This is a genomic window from Vibrio sp. V33_P6A3T137, from assembly GCF_009904835.1.
GTDB classification, from domain to species: domain Bacteria; phylum Pseudomonadota; class Gammaproteobacteria; order Enterobacterales; family Vibrionaceae; genus Vibrio; species Vibrio metschnikovii.
In genome coordinates, this window is the sequence record NZ_WXWK01000172.1 from 1 (window position 1) to 19,534 (window position 19,534).

The following is a 19,534-nucleotide window of genomic DNA, read 5'->3' on the forward strand; positions in this document are numbered from 1 at the left end:
GAAAAGGGCTTGAGAAATATCTCAAGCCCTTTATTTTTTATTTTTAAAGTCAATAGTAGCAGTAAAAAGAGTAAACTAGGCTTTGGCTTTAATGGTTTTTAAGGCTGGTAACTGCGCTTCAAAATAAAGCTTAGTCTCTTTGATGACGACATGACGTAAAGCGATTAAGCCGATCAGGTTAGGAATCGCCATTAATCCGTTAACGATATCGGCAATAATCCAAATCAGATCGAGATGAAGAAAAGCACCAGAGGCGACTAAGCCGATAAAAATCACTTTATAAGGCAGAACGGCCTTGGTTCCCCATAGGAACACTACGCAGCGTTCTCCATAATAGTTCCAACCTAAAATCGTGGTAAAAGCGAAAAAAATCAGCCCTACAGAAACCAGCAATGGTCCAAGGGTTTGGGCATTAAGGCCCGTGGCAAAGGCATGGGTCGTCATCGCCGCCCCAGCAAAATCGCTTTGCCATGCACCTGTCAAAATCAAGGCCAATCCGGTCATGGTACAAATGATGATCGTATCAAAGAAGGTGCCCGTCATTGAAATCAGGCCTTGTTTCACACAAGAGTCGGTTTTTGCTGCAGCGGCAGCCATCGGTGCACTGCCTAAACCAGACTCATTGGAAAAGACACCACGGGCAATACCCGATTGAATCGCCAACATGATACTTGCGCCTAAAAATCCGCCGCTGGCTGCGGTTGGTGTAAAGGCGGAAACCAACACCAATTGAATCGCATCGAGTAGTTTATCCCCATTACTGATGATCACACTCAAACAAGCAACGACGTAAAAAAGCGCCATAATAGGCACAACTTTACCTGCGACTTTGGCGATGGATTGAATACCACCGACAGTGACAAAAGCGACTAGGATGGTCAGCACAACAGCGGACATCTCTCGGGGTACACCGAAAGAAATTTGAGTCGCGTCTAAAATGGCATTAACTTGTGGGAAAGTACCGATACCAAAACAGGCAACGCCTAGGGCAAAAACCGCAAATAAAATCGCTAAAGTATTTGAACCTACACCATCACGCAGATAATACATCGGTCCGCCGACCATTTGTCCTTTATCATCGACTTTACGGTATTTCACCGCGAGTAAGCATTCCGCGTATTTCGTTGCCATACCAAATAAAGCTGCCAGCCACATCCAAAATAATGCGCCTGGGCCGCCCAGTTTAATGGCAGTGGCAACCCCAACAATATTTCCAGTGCCAATGGTAGCGGAAAGCGCGGTGCAAAGTGCTGCGAAGCTTGATACATCACCTTGTTTATCGCCGGGTTCTTTACTAAATACCATTTTAATCGCAGAGGGTAGGTAACGAAACTGCAGTAAGCCTAAACGAAAGGTAAAATAGATCCCGGTTCCTACGAGTAGGATCAGTAGTGGTGGACCCCAAATAAAGTGGTCAATAGTTTGTAGCAGTGTTTGTAGGTTGGTCATTATTTCCCCTTAATAGTGTCAACATAAGGAGAAGAGGAAAGGGGCTGAATAATATATTCAGTCAAACTCACCGCGATAAAACAACACACAAAGAAAACCGTGCCACGATACCCGTGGTACAAAGTCACTGTCAGCGTTGTTTACGTAAAGTGAGTAAAGCCATAAGGCTTAGAATCATAGAACCTTTCACTCCTCTGTCCTTTTGCCTGAGAGTTTCACTGTGCTGATATGATTAGCACGGCTTGCTCCTTCGGCGACCGATTGAACGGTTCTCTCCAGAGGTTCCTCCAACAACAGTCCTCGCTTTTCTCTTCAAAAAGAATAAAGCACCTGAAAGATTTACTTCTTCGGCGGGTATAGTTAACTAAGTGTTAGAATTTAGTTAATAACCACTCTCCTGCTGTCTTCAACGGAACAATTATCTAGTGTTACAATAATTTGCTTGGCGATATTACCCAAAATAAAGTGTGATGTCATCTGCAAATTTAGTGGTAAATGACTGGAATAAACAAAGGAGCGCAGTGCACGAGTCAGCGTAAAAAATCAGCGCTGTTTGAAAAAACGTCACTTTCAAAGTGAACTCAGTTAAATTATTGACATAACAGCAGGTTAATCCATTTTTCTTTGACCTATTTGGTGCGATAAATGGTATAAAATAGCAAGCAGCAACAGGCTTGAGAGCTACACTTGTCTTACCGAATGTCATTGAAGTAGGCAAAATAAAACCGGAGCATACTATGACCAGATTGATTTTTATTGGGGTATTGATTGTTCTCGCTTTTCTTTTAATCCGTTATGGAACTAATGAGAAACTTCAAAAGTGGGTAGTGATTGTTTTATTATCGGCTTTTGCTCTTTATACCGCTTCGCTTGTGGTCACTGAATTAATTCGCTGATGCTAAATTGGGAGTCAATGTGAATCAAAAAAAGGCAGATGAACACCAAGATGTTGTTGTCATTGAACAACGTGACAAACGCAGTTACCTCTATATTGGGTTAGCGGCAGCATTAGGGTTGGCATTAGGGGGATTAGTCGGTTCGTCAGTGACGGAGACTAAATGGCAAACCGCTTATGCTGGTTTGCAGGTCAATGTTCAAGCGTTACAAGAAAATGCGAAGGCATTAAATGAACGAACGGCTCAGCAGGCAGAGCGACAAGAGCAAGAGTGGCAAGTGAAACTGCAAGAGCATCTTGAGCAGCAAAAAACACAACATCAAGAGCAGTTGGATCAATTAGAACAACAGATTGCAGAATTAGAAAAAGTTAACTTATCGTTAGATCAGCAATTAGCAAAGCAAAACAACGCATTACAAAGTGCTGATGAGAAAAATGCACGATTACATCGTCAAGCGGACATGCAATCGATACTTTTTGAGCGTTCACGAGAGTTATTTCAAAAAGAGCTAAAGATTAAGCAAGAAGTTGAACAGCTACAGAAAGAGCAAAAGCAGTTGAATGATGCTTTACCTATCTTGAAAAAAGAGTGTGATGTTTATTTAAAAGGCCAATCTTGGGATGCAAAATCGGATGCTTGTGATAAGCAAGATGCGGCGAGTTCAAGATTAAGCCAAGTAGAACAAATGTTACGCGTTCATCAACTGGACTTACAAGAAATTAAATCATTATCAGCGGAAATAGGTTTATAGCACCACGCGGTTAAGCATCGAAAAATCCAGCCTCTAGAGCAATAGAGACTGGATTTTTTGTTATTCGCGAAAGTTATTATATTGGAAAGGTTGTTCTAGGTTACTTTCTTTTAAAAAGGCGATTACCGCCTGTAAATCATCGCGTTTTTTACCACTGACTCGAATTTTATCGCCTTGAATAGAGGCTTGTACCTTGAGCTTGGCATCTTTGATCATCTTAACCACTTTTTTGGCCAGTAATGATTCGATCCCTTGCTTAAATACAATATCCTTGTACCAGTTTTTGCCTGAATGGACGGAGTCTTTTAGCTCCATAGCTCGCGCATCAACACCGCGCTTGGCTAAATTGCCACGCAGGATATCCAACATTTGATTAAGTTGAAAATCATCTTCAGCGGCTAATTTTACTGTCTCATCTTTGAGCTCGAAACTGGCGTCGACATTACGAAAATCAAAGCGTGTGGCGAGTTCACGATTAGAGTTATCTACGGCATTACGCAGTTCTACGGTATCAACTTCTGAAACAATATCAAAAGAAGGCATAACTTAAATTCCTTATTTTATTGAGTACGTCGAGTGGTTATCGCTTGCGCAAGGCGAGTGAGCATTGTTGCGGTATCATCCCAGCTTAAACAAGGATCCGTGATCGACTGGCCATAGGTTAAATTATTCAAGTCACACATGGATTGATTGCCTTCAATAAGAAAACTTTCAGCCATAATACCCGCGACCTTATGGCTACCGGATTCAATTTGACGACCAATCTCTTCAGCAACTTCAAGCTGTTTGCGATGCTGTTTTTGACAATTGGCATGGCTAAAATCAACCACTAATCGTTCAGGTAAATTAAATTCAGCCAGTTGAGCGCAAGCGCTATTAATTGAATCTACATCAAAGTTTGGGCCACTTTCCCCACCACGTAAAATGACGTGTCCGTAGGGGTTACCGCTGGTGCGATAGACGGTCATGCGCCCATTTTTATCAGGCGAATAAAAGTAGTGTGAGGCATGAGCGGCACGAATGGCATCAATCGCAATTTTGACATTGCCATTCGTGCCATTTTTAAAACCGACAGGGCAAGAAAGTGCCGAGGCCATTTCTCGGTGAATTTGCGACTCTGTAGTACGCGCACCAATCGCTCCCCAACTGATCAGGTCTGCAATGTATTGCCCCGTGATCATGTCGAGAAATTCGGTTGCCGTTGCTAGTCCGAGTTTATTGATATCGAGTAACAATTGACGTGCTTTGTTTAAGCCAGCTTCTAACGCATAGGAGCCATCTAAATTAGGATCAGTGATCAGACCTTTCCAGCCAACCACGGTGCGTGGTTTTTCAAAATAGGTACGCATGACAATGAACAATTGGTCACGATACTGATCTTGTATATCACTTAATCGGCGTGCGTACTCAAGTGCGGCATGGGTATCATGGACAGAGCAGGGGCCGACAATGACCAATAAGCGGTCATCTTGGCCCGATAGGATTTGTTCAATTTGTTGACGTGAGTGAGCAATGCGTTCGGCAACCTCATGGGTCACCGGATGAGCAAGGCTTAATTCAGCCGGCGTTGGCATTGGGCCAAGGGCTTGGGTTCTTAATTCATCAGTTTTTAATGGCATCACATTGCCTATTCTTTTATTGCGAAGCGCTAAAGATAACGAATTTAACTCAGAGAATAAACCACTTAGCATAAATGCAAGTGATGAAAACTGTAAACTTGATATTTTATTCATTTTAAATGAATTAATATTGATATTTGCCCTTGTGTTTGGTTAATGAACTCGGTATTTTCACCCTATACCAATCAAGAACAGATGGAGCCGTTATGAGTGTTGTATCACCCTCTTCAATAAATAAGCCGTTTGAGCAAGGGAATACCTTACCTCAATGGTCCCAACAAACATTGAGTTCGACGCTATTTGTTGTCATTTCAGAGTTGATCGCAGATAGCATTTTTTATCATCCTAGTTTGGTCACCGATCTGACTCAGCTATCTGAACGAGAGAAAAGCTCGCTGAATGCACTATTAAACGACCAGTCCATCGCTGAGCATTTTGTTGATACGTTAGTGGAGCGCATTGAACAAGCGATTAAACCCCATCACCAAAGCGTTCGTGTCTGTTTAAGTAATGAAGATAGTGCACAGAGTCGTGCTTTGCTTGGCGGAGAAAAAGTCACAGTTGAACCAAATCCGGCACTTGGAGTGCGAGGTGTAGCTCGATTAACGGACAGTGAATACGCTGATGCATTTGAGTTGGAGTGCAACGTGATCAAAAGGCTGATCAGTAAAGGGCATCCTATTGAAATCGTTGTGCCTTTTGTTCGCTCGCTGAGTGATGCCGCTGGAATTATTGACGGCCTAGCTGAGCAAGGCTTGCCACGCGGTTTACATGGATTACAAGTGTCGTTTGTTTGCCAAGTTCCTTCCGCCGCGCTATTAGCTGAACGTTTATTGGCTTATTTTGATGGGATGCTGTTAGATTGGGACTCCCTTGCCCAGTTTACGTTAGCGACGGATAATACGGTAGAAAGTCTTGTTGAACGTTATCAGCCGACCGACAACGATGCCGTGTTTCAGTTAGCAGAAATGGCGATCAAAGCCGTTCATCAAACCTCTAAGCCGTTAAGTATATTAGTTAGTGAGCAGAGTGTGTCGACTAAAATTCAGCGCTTTTTGTCTGAGATTGCTCAGCCAGACTCGGTTTACTATTACTGAGTCTTATCTTTAAGAAGCCAAGCAAAAATAGCTTGGCTTCTTATTTTCTGTAACATTTCGTTGACATTTTCTTGGCTATCGAGTGAACTGGTCTGATAAGATCACAAGGAAGTTTTAACTATGTTTTCTGCTCTGACTAAAGCTAATTTCTATCTTAATTATTTCGGTATTTTTAAAGTTCCGCTGATTTGGTATTGCCGCCCTAAAATTTTGCTGTTGAATGAGCAAGCGGTTGAAGTACGTATTCCGCTGAAAAAGAGGAATAAAAATCATCTGAATAGTATGTATTTTGGCGTAATTGCCGTGGGGGCGGATGTGGCTGGTGGATTTATGGCCATGCATAAGGCTCAGCAGCGTGGGGAAGTTATTTCTTTAGCGTTTAAAGCCGTTAAAGCGGAATTTTTAAAAAGACCAGAAGGGGATGTCCACTTTCACTGTGTTGATGGTGCTGCGATTGATGCCATGTTGGATGAAACCATTGCGACTGGTCAACGCGTCAATCACGAGGTCAAAATCGTCGCCACTTGCCCATCACAGCATGGTGATGAGCCAATGGCAGAATTTTGGTTAACGCTGTCTGTTAAAGCGGTGAAATCAAAATAATCAGAGTAAAGAGAGTGACTTAATCTAACTCAATGACTTCAATGTCGACAATTTTGCTTCGGTTAATCACGATTTTCCAACGGTAATAACGCGGTGTCTGTTGATGATCGTCTTCTTTAATGATCAAGTTAATTAAGTGACGTTTTTCGACAGATTCTCGGCTGACTTGACCATTGCTAAGCTGATAAATTCGAGTCGAGCTTTTATCAATTAAGCGTGTTAACGGGCGTAAATCGATCATCATCGCTTCACGGGTTTCTTCATAACCGCTCATAAAGCGTGATGTTGACATCTCAACTTCAGAGCGGTAATGAAGGATTTGTTCTTCACGTTGAACAATTCGCTTCTTACGAATAGCTTGAATTTTTTCTGGTAACTGGGATAACGATTGATAATCCAACCATTCATCTTTTTGTCCAACTTGAGTTCCGGTACTGGGATCAAAGTAGCGGCGACGCCATTTAGGTTTACCTTTACGGATCCAACGCCACATCATGTCGCGCAAATCATCTTTAAAAATTTCGCGTAGCGCGTAAATAAATGACATCGCAATAATAAATGAAGCGGTAATCTCTCCCCAATAGTCACGTGCCACTATCGCGGTTAGCGTAACCACGACCATGACTAACCCCGTTGCGACCCCCTTAACCATCCGTTTGATGTTATTACCCAAAGAGGTCACTTTCTCGTTAAGAATGATCGGGTGTTCAATTAAACGACGTAATAAACGCATTTTATTACTCAGACGGGTCATGTCGGTTCCCGCTTTGGCTGAGTTGTAATGGTTTAAGGCACGATGCGCTTGTTCTTTTTCAACTAAGGTGATGAGGCGTTCTTTAATGGTTTTATAGTCACTGTCACGGGTGAGATGAGCGACAATCGATAAAAATTTTTGTTCGGTATACCAAGAGAGATAGTTATCAATATTGGCATAATAGCGCTTAAGGCTTTCATCGTAAGGGATGGTTCTGCGTAATCGTTTTAGAATATCGAGCGATAGCTCGATCACCGTATCGACCTCATCAGCTGTGACGGTGTCACTAGTCGCGTTGAGCTGATTAACGGCTCTATCTAAGGCGATCACATATTGATAAGCAAATAAACTCAAGCTTACCCGATACTGTGTTGATGACAGGCGACCTCGTTGTGCTAATCGGCTATGGACAAGAGGCAGGAGAATTTTATCACTATAATAGGAGCGCTTTTGATGAATGGAGCTATAAAAAAACTCCGACTCTGAAATGACTTCTGGGCTAAGGCCTAATTCTCCAGGAATAAAAAGATAAACATCCAAATCCAGTTTCTTACTGCCTGACATTTGAGTGGCAATCCTCAACGTGACAGCGTCATATTTATCTACCGTGATCAACGAAAGCTCCTGAAAAAATTGCTGAATTTTATCGATACAATTGCGAGAAAGCATAGCAGAGATCACGTATAATCTCTGCAAATTTGCTGTGAGACAATTTTACATGATTAACATTGGCCAAATTAATAGCTTAGAAGTGGTAAAAATCACTGATTTCGGCGTTTTTTTAGATGCGGGAGAGTTCGGTACCACTTTGCTGCCTAAGCGTTACGCACCTCAAGGTGTCGAACTGGGGCAATTTATCGATGTGTTTCTGTTCTTTGATTCAGAGAATCAATTAGCAGCGACAACTGAGACACCGATTGCTCAAGTGGGAGAGTGGGGATTAATGAAAGTCGTCGGTGTGAATAATACCGGAGCATTTGTTGATTGGGGCATTAAAGATAAAGACTTACTGATCCCCTACAGTGAGCAACGTGCGCGCTTTAACGAAGGACAGACGATTTTAGTTTATGTTTATACCGATAAAGCGTCTGGCCGTATTGTGGGTACCACCAAATTTAATAAATGGTTAGATAAAACACCAGCGCATTATAAGGTTAACCAACCTGTTGATTTGATTATTGCTGAGCGTTCAGAGCTTGGTTTTAAAGCGATCATTAACGGAGCGCATTGGGGGATGATTTTTCCCTCGGATGTGTTCGGAAAACTGTTTATCGGCAAAAAAATCAAAGGTTATATCAAAAGTATTCGTCCTGATGGCAAAATCGATCTGGCTCTTCAAAAAGTCGGTGTCGAAAAAATGGATGAGTTAAGTAGTAAAATCTTAGCCATGTTAGAGAAAAAACAAGGCTTTTTACCGCTGAGTGATAAATCGACCCCAGAAGAGATCTTTGCCACTTTCCGTACCAGTAAGGGCACGTTTAAAAAAACCATTGGTGGTTTATTTAAGCAAGGAAAAATTGTGATTGAAAAAGACGGCATTCGTCTTGTTTAAGCTAGGTTGAGTACTGTCAGCTCAAAAAATGGCCCAAAACAGCGTTAGGTTTTGGGCCTTGGGAAACGCGCCAGAAGGGGAGTTGAGCGCGATTTACGGCTATCCCCTTGGTTTGGCTATTATATGGGGATATTGATAAAGTATAGACTAGTGTCCACTGTTTGATACTTATCATTCCTTAACGCGCAGCAATGCTTTTAAATCCGTCTATTAATATCATCAGTGTGGAATGTTCATTGGCTTTAAAATAGATTTTTATCGCGCACTAAATCTCGTGGTAAGCCATTTTTGATCCGATTACCGACCCATTTCCCTAGACCGATGACATCGCCTTGATAACAAACAATCACCTCACCTTGGCCAGATAGGTTTTCTGGCCTGACATCACGTCCCATAAACCACTCACGAGCTTGAACCTTATCTAATTCGACCGATTGCGATTCTTGTCCGGTTGCCAGTGTTGTAGCGACTTGATGTTGCCAACGGTAGCCCCGTTTATGTTGCTCAGCAATTTTTATCCCCATCCGAGAAAAACGGAGTTCGCTGAGTAACGGCTCTAAAGCTGAGGGAAAGAGCCAGATGTCATTATCCCGTGACCACACTTGGCTGTCTTCTGGTAAGCGAATGTTCAGTGCATGATATAATTGTTGCTCAATCTCAAGGCGTTGTGCAGGGCCGACTTTTGTGAATGGGAATTTGCCCAAGCGTTTTTTTACAGCGGGCGTTTCCACCGATGCCTGTTTGGTGATTTTGGCGACAAAAAATCCTTCACAGTCATAAACTTGTGGAAATATATGCAAAAAACCCTCTTCAGTAATGGCCTGTTCTGCACTCGGAAAAAGTTGATCAAGACGGGTGAATGTGACCGCGTCACCATAAGTGTGTTTTAAGTGCCAGCAGACGTCTTGATTCTCTTCACGACTTAACGTGCAGGTTGAATACACCAAAACACCGCCAACCTTGAGCGCCTGAAAAGCACTTTCAATTAAGGACTTCTGGGTTTGTGCGATACTCATTACTGAGGCTTTGCTCCAATTTTTCATCGCATCAGGATCTTTACGTACCGTGCCTTCACCTGAGCAGGGAGCATCAAGTAATACGGCATCAAACTGCTCAGGCAGCCAACCACCAAAAATTTGCCCATCGAAATTGGTCAGAGCGCTATTGCGAATACCGCAACGCTCAATATTGGCGTGTAAAATTTTTACCCGACTGGCGGAATATTCGTTAGCGATTAATACGCCTTGATTATCCATTAACGCCGCGATTTGTGTGGTCTTAGAGCCCGGCGCTGCTGCCATGTCTAATACATGTTCAAAAGGCGCTCCAGATTGCATAAATAGGGCAGAGACGGGCATCATCGAGCTGGCTTCTTGGATATAGAATAAGCCAGCCATATGTTCTGCAGTATTACCTAAAGGGACTTGTTCTTCATCTGCGGTAATCCAAAAGCCGCTCTCGCACCAGGGGATTGGTTCTAAGTACCAACCTTTGTCTGCGGCTCGGGTTTGAAAGTCAGCGACAGATATTTTTAAGGTGTTAACACGAATACTTTTTCTGAGTGGTCGTTGGCATGCAGCAATAAAGTCATTCAGGTTCAGTGTTGAGGGCAATATTTCAGCGATGGTAGCGAGGAACTCTTCGGGTAGTGCGACAGTGGAATGCAAAACAGTGTCTCTATAGGCGGATTCTGGCCGCGATTATATACGCATCGCAGCCAGACTTGAAGCTTCTCTCAAGGTCGAGGTATGGCCGTTCGCCAGCGTTTCCATTCTTCTTGTGGTTTTTGATGAAGATAAAAAGAGTGGCCAGCTGGAGCGGGAGGAGCAAGCTGCTTTTGTTCTGGCGTTGCAAAAGTAATCCCACCGCGAACTATACTTTCCAGTGTTCCTGACTTGATATTCGCTCCAGTCAATCCAATTGAGACATCTACGCCCGACGTGTTCCAAAATAGGCTATTACGGCGAACTAAATAAGCATAGTCGGGATCAATATCGATTGTTGAGATAACCCGATCAGCAAGAGCGCCCAGTTGGATGTCAATCACTCTGCCAACTTCAATATCACGATAAAAGACCGGGGTTCCGACATTAATTGAACCACGGTATTCGGTTTGGAGTGTAAACCTGACACCACTCGGTGAGTAAGGCGCAGAAGCGAGGTGAAAAGTGTGTTGCTCAGCACCTTGGCCGGGATAGACTTCGATACTCGGTGAGACAAGATTCTCTAAATTAGTGATGCCTTGTAAACTGACATTGGCTTTGGCTACCCAAAATACGCTCGTTGCACGAGTAATAAAAGGGGCGTATTCGGGATGAATACGAGCAGAAAAAGTCACTTGTGATTGACTAAAACTCGGTGAAACGGCGATAACTTCACCGACTTGTACGCCTTGATATTTGATTGGAGTGCCTCGATTGACTCCTTCATTGCTCCTTGCCAATAACGTAATGGCTTCACCAAACTGTTGTGCTTGTTGATAGTTGGCGTAAAGCTTCCAACGCCCATCGAGTTTATTTTCTACACCGGGTAAGGTATCAAAGGCAATACCACCTTGGAGCAGGCTTTGTAACGGTGCCGCTTGGATACGCAGACCATCGGTTAAAGAGGCATTCACTTCAATACCGGAATGATTCCAGAATACAGTTTGTTCATTAATTAAATGTTGGTATTGGTTATCAATACTGACTTCCACCTCAACACCTTCTTTTTGTAACTTAAATTGGGTGACATGACCAACGGGTAAATGACGAAATAGTAGCGGGCTACCAATTTGTACCGGAGGCAAGGTATCGGCACTGAGGCGCAAGGCGCGAGAACCCGATTGTTGATACGCCGCCAGCTCTGCCAGTGATGGGTTAGCATACAGAGAATAGCGTTCAAGTACGTTTTCTTCGCCTTCACTAATAAAGCTGATAGCCCCACTCAGTAGTTGCTTCACAGGAGGAAGTGAGAGATTAATGCCCGCACGGCCAAGTTCAGCACGCATTGAACCATCAACATAAAAACGGTTTTTTGAGCGAATTAATGGCTGATATTGTTGCTCGATAACCGCGTGGAATTCGACGAGGTCAGCACTAAGCTGAACATCTTTTATCACGCCAATGCGTACCCCTCGATATAAAATTGCAGCACCTGAGGTTAAGCCATAAGCATGTTCTGCAGTGAGGGTAATAGAAAAAGTGTGCGATTGGGATTGTTGATACTCAATTTTTCTGAGTGCCGTAAATTGTCGAGTGCGTTCACCGTCACCCGGCTGTAAAGTGAGGTAATTACCTTTGATTAAGTTCGATAAATTTTCTAAGCCAGATAGTGAGATTTTGGCTTCTTGTAAAATGAACTGACTGCCAGTGGTTAGTAGTTCATTTAATGACGGTTGAATTGCAGCATGAGCAATAATTTGTGTCTTATCCTCATTCAGTTGTAAATGAGTGATTTGTCCTATCTCTAATCCGCGATACATAATGGGCGATCCGGAAGCGTTAATCCCACTATCATCAGGCAGTGTAATCGTGATCGGAATGCCGCGTCCGGCCGTTTTGAGATCTTTGTAGAGCCGAAATTCACTAAATTGGGCAGCAGGCTCACCGCCGTCGGGAGAGTCGACGGCAATCGCTCCGCCAATTAAGGCGCTTAAACTTTCTAAACGAACGTCAATTCCATCAAAGCCTAATGAGGTACCTATGCCGCTGACGTTCCAAAAACGACTGTCTTTGGTAATCAAGTGACGGTATTCAGATTCAATCGAGACTTGTAAAACAATCGATTGTGCATCTTTAGCAAGCTGATAGCTAAACACTTCACCAATCGGGATTTTTTTATAAACAATCGGTGAGCCAATAGAAATACCGCCAAGATCGTTGGCTCGCAAGGTGATTTGTAGCCCACCATTGGAGACCAAGTCAGATGGGGCGCGATCTAAGGCATGAAATATCTGCGGGTGGTTTTCTTGCCCAGGACCACCTGGATGCAAGGCGATATAATTACCAGACACCAAAGCATCCAATCCTGAAACACCAGACAAACTGGCGGTGGGTTTCACCAACCAAAAGCGTGTGGTATCAGAAAGTAATTGGGTAGCTTCGGGGTAGATATCCGCTTCAACATAAATACTGTCTAACTGGGGAGCGAGTTTTATTTCCCGTACCATACCGACTTCTAATCCCTGATAGCGAATCGGTGTTCTCCCTGCGACGAGCCCTTGTGCATCCGAAAAATGAATTTGGATACGTTCACCAGCGTCATGTATCGCTTTACCGACCAGCCAACCTGCGAGCAATAAGGTGAGGATCGGTAGTATCCATAGAGGCGAGACCCCTTTATTGGATTTGATCTGCGGAGAATAAGACGCTTGGGTCATTGGTGGTTTATTCATTACAAGACTCGCTGTGTTTTGTCTCTTGCTGATAATTATCCCACAATAGACGGGGATCAAGGCTTTCTGCTGCTAACATGGTTAATACGACCACAAAGCCAAAGGCTAGGGCACCATCACCAGGGATAAAATTAAGTAACTGTCCCCGATCGACCAAGGTCAACATAATGGCAATCACAAATAAGTCGAGAACTGACCATTTTCCAACCCATTTTATCGCATAGAAAATACTCATTCGCTGCCGATGATAACGGCTACGTCGATATTGAATGGCCAATAACAAGTAGACAAGCCCGAAAATCTTCATTACAGGAACGACAATACTGGCTACAAAGATAATCGCAGCAATGCCATACATACCTGAATTCATCAGCGAAGCGACACCCGATAAGATGGTATCTTCCAGACGTTGCCCATTGGTGATCAATATAGAGATCGGAAGTAGGTTCGCGGGAATGATGGCAATACTCGCGGCGATAACATAGGCCCAAGTGCGTTCGATTGAACGAGGTTTTCGATGATAAAGCGGGTGATGACAGCGAATGCAGTGCGTGCTTTCATGTTGCGATAAGTGGCAATGATGGCAATGGACTTGTTTATCGGTTTGAGCAGGGTAATCTTGTTCGGGTTTCCACGCTTCCCAATAGCGACGAATGCTAATTCTGCTGAGTAATAACACAGTAAAAATTTGCAAGAGCACCAAACTGAACAGCGCCGGACCAACAAAAATATCGGCGTAATCGCTCAATTTAAAGCTTGAAACGGCAACGCTGACCAAAAAGACATCAATCATTGCCCATGCTTTTAACAGCTGCATGACCCAGACCGAATAGCGTAAACCAATAAACCAACGATAACGTAGCGCTAGATGGGCGGTAACGATGGAAGCAAAGACCAGAAAAGGAGCTAGGGAGCTGCAAAAAAACACCAGCAAAGCCAGAATCACATAGCCCTCATTGGCGAGAGCGATAATCCCTCCAGATAAGGATGCAGGGATCATCACACCAATTAAGCGGATAGTTAAAAAGTCAAAGGCATGCGCAGGAAAAAACAGCAGTAAACAGGTGACGGCAATCGCTAAATTACCTGATAACGATGGGCTGCCACCTCGATAGAGCTGAGTTCCGCAGCGAGGGCAATAAGCACTTTTACCGCGCGGCACATCGACAACATCAACGGGCAATTCACATCCCTGACACAAACGAAGGTTATTCGTGCTGGATGTATGTTGAGTGAGTGGCGTGCTAGACATCAGCGGGTTACTCGGCATTCGGTGACGTTGTCACTGATTGGGTGCGTAAATTGCAGCTAATCAGTGCCATAAGCCAAACGGAACTATGACTGAATAGCGCCATATAATGTTTGATAAAGTCCTTGCTGTTCAAGTAACTCTCCATGTGTACCAATTTGACTAACGCGTCCATCTTCTAATACATAAATCAAATCAGCCTGTTTCACCGCAGATAAACGATGGGCGACAATCAGCGTAGTTCGTCCTTTTAAAAATCCACTCAATGCACGATGCAGTGCCGCTTCGGTTGCCGTATCGAGCGCGGACGTCGCCTCATCTAAAATAACCAATTTAGGATCACTTAATACCATTCTAGCTATAGCTAGACGTTGGCGCTGTCCACCAGAAAGACGGATACCGTTACGGCCAATGGGAGTATCTAATCCTTGACTGAGTTGATGGGTGACGTCTTGCAGTTGTGCGACTTCTAATGCATGCCAAAGCGAGGCGTCATCATAATCACCACCGAGGGTTAAATTATGCCTTAAAGTGTCGTTGAAAAGTATAGGTTGTTGTAATACCACCGCAATTTGACTGCGAATAATCTCAAAACCAATATCATCACACCGTTCGCCATTAAAACAAATTTCACCTGAATCTGCTCGATATGCTCCGAGTAGTAATTGAATTAAAGTCGATTTCCCGCCACCACTGGCTCCAACTAAAGCGACTTTTTTACCCGCGGGTATGGATAAAGATAGCTCATCAAGGACTTTTTTCTCGCCATCATAAGAAAAATTAACTTGTGAGAGTGTCACCGTTACGGGTTGATGTTGAGTAAATGGGTTGACTTTACTGATCGGACGATACTCTTCCTCAAGCTGCAATAATGTATTAATTCGTGTCAGTGCTGCTTTCGCGCTATACCAAGAAAATTGAATACCCAACAGCTCTTGTACTGGTCCTAACATAAACCATAAGTAGCCAAAAACCGCAAAAATTTGTCCGATAGTCAGGTCGCTAAATAGCACCATTAACATTGCGACCGCGCGAAACAGCTCAAAGCCCAGTAGAAAGAGTAAAAACGAGAGTCGCCCCGCAGCTTCAGCTTGCCAAGCGTATTTATCGGCATTGGCTCGCACTTCGTTGGCATTGATTTTGAGTTGAGTTAAAAACTCCCGTTCTTTGTTGGCGGCTCTAAGCTGATAGATACCATCTAAGGTTTCGACTAAGCGATTTTGAAATTTCTCAAATGCTTGATTCTCGCGTTTTTTGAGATGTTTGACTTGACTGCCGAGTAGGCGAGAAAAATAGATAACAATTGGGTTAACCAACAAAATAAATAACCCTAATCGCCAATCAAGCCACAGTAGCACTAAGGCTGTGCCTAACACCGTCAGTAAACTGATTAAAAATTTACTCAATGTTGAGCCAATAAATTGATCGATGGTTTCAATATCAGTCACTAAATGGGCATTGATTCCGCCACTACCGCGCGTTTCGTACTGACGAATGCTGATTCGGCCTAGCTTATCAATCATCTTACAGCGCATTTGATAGGTAACCGTCTTCGATACCCGCGTAAATTGCCGACTTTGTACAATATTCAGCAGTTGGCTGCCAGTGCGCATGAGCACTACCAGTAATAAAGTGAACAGAATATACCCCGTCGGTGTTTGCCAATCAGTAGGCAGGAGAGTATCCATTAAGGCTAAACCACCAGCGGGTTGATTAAGTAATACTTCATCGACCATCAATGGCATCAACAAGGGAATAGGTACACTGATTAAAGTCGCAACGATGGCAATAAAATTGGCATAAAGCAGCGGACGTTGATGTTTTTTTACTTGAGTTATCAACCAAGAACGGCTAATAGTGTCATGATTATTGGTCATTATAATGAGAATGCATCCTATTTAGTTTGATAGGTATTGTACGAAGAACAATAAGTGAAGTCTTTAATTTTATTGGGAATGAATATGAACTTAGCAGATTACCAACGTTTAACGAAGCAAGCCGTCGCTTTACTCGAATCTGAAACCGACTTAGTGGCTAACTTAGCGAACTTAAGTGCTTTATTAAATATGGAACTGAGCGACCTAAACTGGGTTGGGTTTTATCTCTTACAGAATGATGAATTAGTGCTAGGCCCTTTTCAAGGTAAACCCGCTTGTGTTCGTATTCCGGTAGGACGTGGAGTATGTGGGACGGCGGTTGCCACCAATACCGTACAACGTGTGGATGATGTGCATGCTTTTGTCGGTCATATCGCTTGTGATGCAGCAAGTAACTCGGAATTGGTGATCCCATTCACTATCTGTGGGCAATTGGTTGGTGTGTTAGATATTGATAGCCCAACAATTGCTCGCTTTTCAGAAATTGACCAGCAAGGACTGGTATTTTTAATGACGGAAGTAGAAAAGGTGCTTAATTCACACGCGAACAAGGCATAAATTCGCCTTTGCCAGTGGTTTTTCGTACTCAGGTCACTATAATACCGAACATATTTTATTATTTATGCCCCGCGGACCAGCCGCATCAACCAGGAATCCTCATGGAAAACACTGAAAAGTTAAAAAACAGCAAAGAAGTGATTGCGTATATTGCTGAATGTTTCCCTAACTGCTTTACTTTAGAAGGTGAGGCTAAGCCTCTTAAAATTGGTATTTTTCAAGATCTTGCTCAGCGTCTCAATGAAGATCCTAAAGTAAGCAAAACTCAACTTCGTGCAGCACTAAGACAGTACACTTCGTCATGGCGTTATCTGCATGGTGTTAAAGCTGGTGCGGTTCGTGTTGATCTTGATGGTAATGCTTGTGGTGAACTTGAACAGCAACATGTCGATCATGCTCAAGCTGCGTTAGCAGAAAGCAAAGCTCGCGTTGATGCGCGCCGTAAAGAGCAAGCGAAGAAAGTGCGTGAAGAGGCCAATAAAGCTAAGCCAAAAGCGAAAAAACCTCAACCACGTCGTGCACAAGCAACCGATGTGACAGCAAAAACAGAGAAAAAACCAGTTGAAACGCGCGTGTTACAAGCTGACGAAATGAAAGTTGGCAAAGAAGTCAATGTGAACATGGGCAAAGGCAACATGGCTGCGACCATCGTTGAAATTAATAAGGAAGATGTGCGTGTTCAACTCGGTAACGGCCTGCAAATGGTTGTGAAGACGGAGCACTTGCGCGCTTAAAGGAGATATTCCTAAGCATGAAATGCCGTTCAAAATTAACATCAATTGCTGCTGGCCTATGGCTGGCAGCTTTTTCTGTTCAGGCGATAGAAGCCAATCTCAAGATAGAGGATCTTCCTCTTCTTACTCCACAAGCTCAACATGAAACCGCCAGTAAACGAGTAACGTCACGTTTTACTCGTTCTCACTATAAACACTTCTCTTTAGATGATGCGTTTTCTCAAGCTATTTTTGATCGCTATGTTGGCATGTTGGATTACAATCGTAATCTCTTTACTCAGGCCGATATTGACGCTTTTAAACCCTGGTCAACCCAGTTAGATGATCAGTTAAAAGCAGGCAATAATCAGATAGCATTTGAATTGTATAATCTTTCAATGCGTAAACGTTTTGAGCGTTTCCAATACGCGTTGTCGCTCCTTGACCATGAAATGACCTTTGATAACGACGAGTTTATTGAACGCGATCGCTCCAAAGCCGCATGGCCGAAAGATCAAGCGGAAGTCGATGAGCTATGGCGTCAGCGTGTTAAATTTGATGCATTAAACTTGAAATTAACGGGTAAAACATGGCCAGAAATTCAAGAAACGCTGGCTAAACGTTATAACAATGCGATCAAACGTTTAACTCAGACCAATAGCGAAGATGTTTTTCAAGTCTATATGAATGCCTTCGCTCGGCAGATCGACCCTCACACCAGCTATTTATCTCCTCGCAATGCTGCTCAATTTCAATCGGAGATGAATTTATCTCTTGAAGGGATTGGCGCGGTATTACAGATGACGGACGATTATACGGTGATTCGCTCATTAGTCGTTGGTGGCCCTGCGGCGACCAGTCGACAGTTGAGTGAAGGGGATCGCATTATCGGTGTCGGTCAAGAGAAAGGCGATATTGTTGATGTGATTGGCTGGCGTCTCGATGATGTCGTGCAGTTAATTAAAGGGCCGAAAGGCACTAAAGTGCAACTGCAGGTATTACCGGAAGGTAATGACGCAAAAAGTCACATTGTCACTATTGTCCGAGATAAAATTCGTCTTGAAGACCGAGCGGTGAAATCTAAGGTCATTGAACAAGACGGCAAAAAAATCGGTGTCCTTGAAGTGCCTAGTTTTTATGTAGGCTTAGCACAAGATACCGATAAGTTACTGACGGAGCTAAAAGCCAGCGGAGTCGACGGTATCATCATCGATTTACGTAATAATGGTGGTGGCGCATTAACGGAAGCCACGGCACTTTCTGGTTTATTTATTACCAGCGGTCCTATTGTTCAGGTACGCGATAGTTATGGCCGAGTGAATGTTAATAGCGATACTGACGGCAAAATCAGTTATCAAGGTCCAATGACGGTTTTGATTAATCGATTTAGTGCTTCTGCGTCAGAGATTTTTGCCGCGGCCATGCAAGACTATGGTCGAGCGATTATTCTTGGTGAAAACTCATTTGGTAAAGGTACGGTTCAGCAGCATCGCTCTTTAAATCATATCTATGATTTATTTGAACAAGAGCTTGGTTATGTGCAATACACGATTCAGAAGTTTTATCGAATTGATGGTGGCAGTACCCAAAATCGTGGTGTGATCCCTGATATCGTTTTCCCGAGTGCTATTGATGCGAGTGAAACAGGGGAAAGTGTTGAGGAGAATGCACTACCTTGGGACCGGATTGATCCGGTTAAATACCAAGTATTGCATGACTTTAGTGCGACGATTGCTAAGCTCGATCAGCGTCATCAAACTCGGATCCTAGCGGATCAAGAGTTTGGCTTTATCTTGCAGGATATTGAAAAATATCAAGCAGAAAAAGATGATAACTTATTGTCTTTAAATGAAAAGCAACGCAAGCAAGAGATGGAACAAGCGGATAAACAGCGATTGGATAGAATTAATCTTCGCCAAGCATCCCTTGGTAAAGAACCTTTTGCGGCCTTGAGTGATGTTCCCAAAGACTATGAAACTCCTGATGCTTATTTGAATGAATCGGTATCAATCATGGTGGACATGCTCAAGATTTGAGCTTT

At 43.4% G+C, this 19,534-nt stretch carries 16 protein-coding genes and 1 riboswitch; of the genes, 8 read left to right on the forward strand and 8 right to left on the reverse strand.

What is annotated here, in order from left to right; all coding sequences use genetic code 11:
• Window positions 1-75: 75 nt before the first annotated feature.
• Window positions 76-1,449, reverse strand: coding sequence for an alanine/glycine:cation symporter family protein (locus CAG60_RS15795; RefSeq protein WP_154168241.1), 1,374 nt, complete (start codon window positions 1,447-1,449; stop codon window positions 76-78).
• Window positions 1,450-1,633: 184 nt separating this feature from the next.
• Window positions 1,634-1,738, reverse strand: a riboswitch (glycine riboswitch).
• Between the two features lie 448 nt (window positions 1,739-2,186).
• Between CAG60_RS15795 and CAG60_RS16565 the strand changes: the two genes are divergently transcribed.
• Together CAG60_RS16565 and CAG60_RS15800 are read left to right on the forward strand one after the other, a co-directional pair.
• Window positions 2,187-2,345 (forward strand): hypothetical protein, encoded by a 159-nt coding sequence (locus CAG60_RS16565; RefSeq protein ID WP_167363644.1) that lies wholly within the window; start codon window positions 2,187-2,189, stop codon window positions 2,343-2,345.
• A 19-nt stretch (window positions 2,346-2,364) separates the two neighbouring features.
• Entirely contained in the window at window positions 2,365-3,096 is a 732-nt protein-coding gene (locus CAG60_RS15800; protein ID WP_154168239.1) for a chromosome partitioning protein ParA, read from the forward strand.
• A gap of 60 nt (window positions 3,097-3,156) precedes the next feature.
• Here the strand turns inward: CAG60_RS15800 and CAG60_RS15805 are convergent, their stop codons facing one another.
• Together CAG60_RS15805 and CAG60_RS15810 are read right to left on the reverse strand one after the other, a co-directional pair.
• Window positions 3,157-3,639 carry a YajQ family cyclic di-GMP-binding protein gene (locus tag CAG60_RS15805; RefSeq protein ID WP_161439392.1) on the reverse strand — a complete coding sequence of 161 codons (483 nt, stop codon included), beginning with the start codon at window positions 3,637-3,639 and terminating at the stop codon, window positions 3,157-3,159.
• A gap of 17 nt (window positions 3,640-3,656) precedes the next feature.
• Complete coding sequence (locus CAG60_RS15810) at window positions 3,657-4,715, reverse strand: 3-deoxy-7-phosphoheptulonate synthase (protein WP_161439393.1); 1,059 nt, start codon at window positions 4,713-4,715, stop codon at window positions 3,657-3,659.
• A gap of 206 nt (window positions 4,716-4,921) precedes the next feature.
• Here CAG60_RS15810 and CAG60_RS15815 point away from each other — a divergent pair, with 206 nt between their 5' ends.
• Together CAG60_RS15815 and CAG60_RS15820 are read left to right on the forward strand one after the other, a co-directional pair.
• Complete coding sequence (locus CAG60_RS15815) at window positions 4,922-5,812, forward strand: putative PEP-binding protein (RefSeq protein WP_154168235.1); 891 nt, start codon at window positions 4,922-4,924, stop codon at window positions 5,810-5,812.
• 120 nt (window positions 5,813-5,932) lie between these two features.
• A complete protein-coding gene (locus CAG60_RS15820) occupies window positions 5,933-6,415 on the forward strand; it encodes a DUF4442 domain-containing protein (RefSeq protein ID WP_161439394.1) in 483 nt (160 codons plus the stop codon).
• Window positions 6,416-6,434: 19 nt separating this feature from the next.
• Here the strand turns inward: CAG60_RS15820 and CAG60_RS15825 are convergent, their stop codons facing one another.
• On the reverse strand, window positions 6,435-7,784 hold the full coding sequence (locus CAG60_RS15825; protein WP_040904829.1) for a hypothetical protein: 1,350 nt from the start codon (window positions 7,782-7,784) through the stop codon (window positions 6,435-6,437).
• 103 nt (window positions 7,785-7,887) lie between these two features.
• On the opposite strand from CAG60_RS15825, the gene CAG60_RS15830 reads away from it, so the two are divergent.
• The gene (locus tag CAG60_RS15830) at window positions 7,888-8,721 is read left to right on the forward strand and encodes a CvfB family protein (RefSeq protein ID WP_161439395.1); all 834 of its coding nucleotides are present in this window, start codon (window positions 7,888-7,890) and stop codon (window positions 8,719-8,721) included.
• 242 nt (window positions 8,722-8,963) lie between these two features.
• Here CAG60_RS15830 and rsmF read toward each other — a convergent pair whose 3' ends face one another.
• From rsmF to CAG60_RS15850, 4 genes are all read right to left on the reverse strand, one after another.
• Complete coding sequence (gene rsmF, locus CAG60_RS15835; protein WP_161439396.1) at window positions 8,964-10,388, reverse strand: 16S rRNA (cytosine(1407)-C(5))-methyltransferase RsmF; 1,425 nt, start codon at window positions 10,386-10,388, stop codon at window positions 8,964-8,966.
• 68 nt (window positions 10,389-10,456) lie between these two features.
• Window positions 10,457-13,096 (reverse strand): PqiB family protein, encoded by a 2,640-nt coding sequence (locus CAG60_RS15840; protein WP_161439397.1) that lies wholly within the window; start codon window positions 13,094-13,096, stop codon window positions 10,457-10,459.
• The gene (locus tag CAG60_RS15845; RefSeq protein ID WP_161426046.1) at window positions 13,089-14,348 is read right to left on the reverse strand and encodes a paraquat-inducible protein A; all 1,260 of its coding nucleotides are present in this window, start codon (window positions 14,346-14,348) and stop codon (window positions 13,089-13,091) included. The genes CAG60_RS15840 and CAG60_RS15845 overlap by 8 nt, the downstream gene beginning before the upstream one ends.
• Before the next feature lie 83 nt (window positions 14,349-14,431).
• Window positions 14,432-16,222 (reverse strand): ABC transporter ATP-binding protein, encoded by a 1,791-nt coding sequence (locus CAG60_RS15850; RefSeq protein ID WP_161439398.1) that lies wholly within the window; start codon window positions 16,220-16,222, stop codon window positions 14,432-14,434.
• Between the two features lie 84 nt (window positions 16,223-16,306).
• Between CAG60_RS15850 and CAG60_RS15855 the strand changes: the two genes are divergently transcribed.
• The 3 genes from CAG60_RS15855 (at window position 16,307) to prc (ending at window position 19,529) form a co-directional block, all read left to right on the forward strand.
• Window positions 16,307-16,780: a GAF domain-containing protein gene (locus tag CAG60_RS15855; RefSeq protein WP_154170647.1), complete on the forward strand. Its 474-nt coding sequence runs from the start codon at window positions 16,307-16,309 to the stop codon at window positions 16,778-16,780.
• A 101-nt stretch (window positions 16,781-16,881) separates the two neighbouring features.
• A complete protein-coding gene (gene proQ / locus CAG60_RS15860) occupies window positions 16,882-17,514 on the forward strand; it encodes an RNA chaperone ProQ (protein ID WP_154168225.1) in 633 nt (210 codons plus the stop codon).
• A gap of 17 nt (window positions 17,515-17,531) precedes the next feature.
• On the forward strand, window positions 17,532-19,529 hold the full coding sequence (gene prc / locus CAG60_RS15865; protein ID WP_154168223.1) for a carboxy terminal-processing peptidase: 1,998 nt from the start codon (window positions 17,532-17,534) through the stop codon (window positions 19,527-19,529).
• Window positions 19,530-19,534 lie beyond the last annotated feature (5 nt).

What these genes read in the sequence shown, in the direction of transcription:
- CAG60_RS15840 (WP_161439397.1), bottom strand. Translation starts at nt 13,096, where the DNA reads ATGAATAAACCACCAATGACCCAAGCGTCTTATTCTCCGCAGATCAAA.
- CAG60_RS16565 (WP_167363644.1), top strand. Translation starts at nt 2,187, where the DNA reads ATGACCAGATTGATTTTTATTGGGGTATTGATTGTTCTCGCTTTTCTT.
- CAG60_RS15845 (WP_161426046.1), bottom strand. Translation starts at nt 14,348, where the DNA reads ATGTCTAGCACGCCACTCACTCAACATACATCCAGCACGAATAACCTT.
- CAG60_RS15820 (WP_161439394.1), top strand. Translation starts at nt 5,933, where the DNA reads ATGTTTTCTGCTCTGACTAAAGCTAATTTCTATCTTAATTATTTCGGT.
- CAG60_RS15830 (WP_161439395.1), top strand. Translation starts at nt 7,888, where the DNA reads ATGATTAACATTGGCCAAATTAATAGCTTAGAAGTGGTAAAAATCACT.
- CAG60_RS15795 (WP_154168241.1), bottom strand. Translation starts at nt 1,449, where the DNA reads ATGACCAACCTACAAACACTGCTACAAACTATTGACCACTTTATTTGG.
- CAG60_RS15850 (WP_161439398.1), bottom strand. Translation starts at nt 16,222, where the DNA reads ATGACCAATAATCATGACACTATTAGCCGTTCTTGGTTGATAACTCAA.
- CAG60_RS15815 (WP_154168235.1), top strand. Translation starts at nt 4,922, where the DNA reads ATGAGTGTTGTATCACCCTCTTCAATAAATAAGCCGTTTGAGCAAGGG.
- CAG60_RS15810 (WP_161439393.1), bottom strand. Translation starts at nt 4,715, where the DNA reads ATGCCATTAAAAACTGATGAATTAAGAACCCAAGCCCTTGGCCCAATG.
- CAG60_RS15805 (WP_161439392.1), bottom strand. Translation starts at nt 3,639, where the DNA reads ATGCCTTCTTTTGATATTGTTTCAGAAGTTGATACCGTAGAACTGCGT.
- prc (WP_154168223.1), top strand. Translation starts at nt 17,532, where the DNA reads ATGAAATGCCGTTCAAAATTAACATCAATTGCTGCTGGCCTATGGCTG.
- CAG60_RS15855 (WP_154170647.1), top strand. Translation starts at nt 16,307, where the DNA reads ATGAACTTAGCAGATTACCAACGTTTAACGAAGCAAGCCGTCGCTTTA.
- proQ (WP_154168225.1), top strand. Translation starts at nt 16,882, where the DNA reads ATGGAAAACACTGAAAAGTTAAAAAACAGCAAAGAAGTGATTGCGTAT.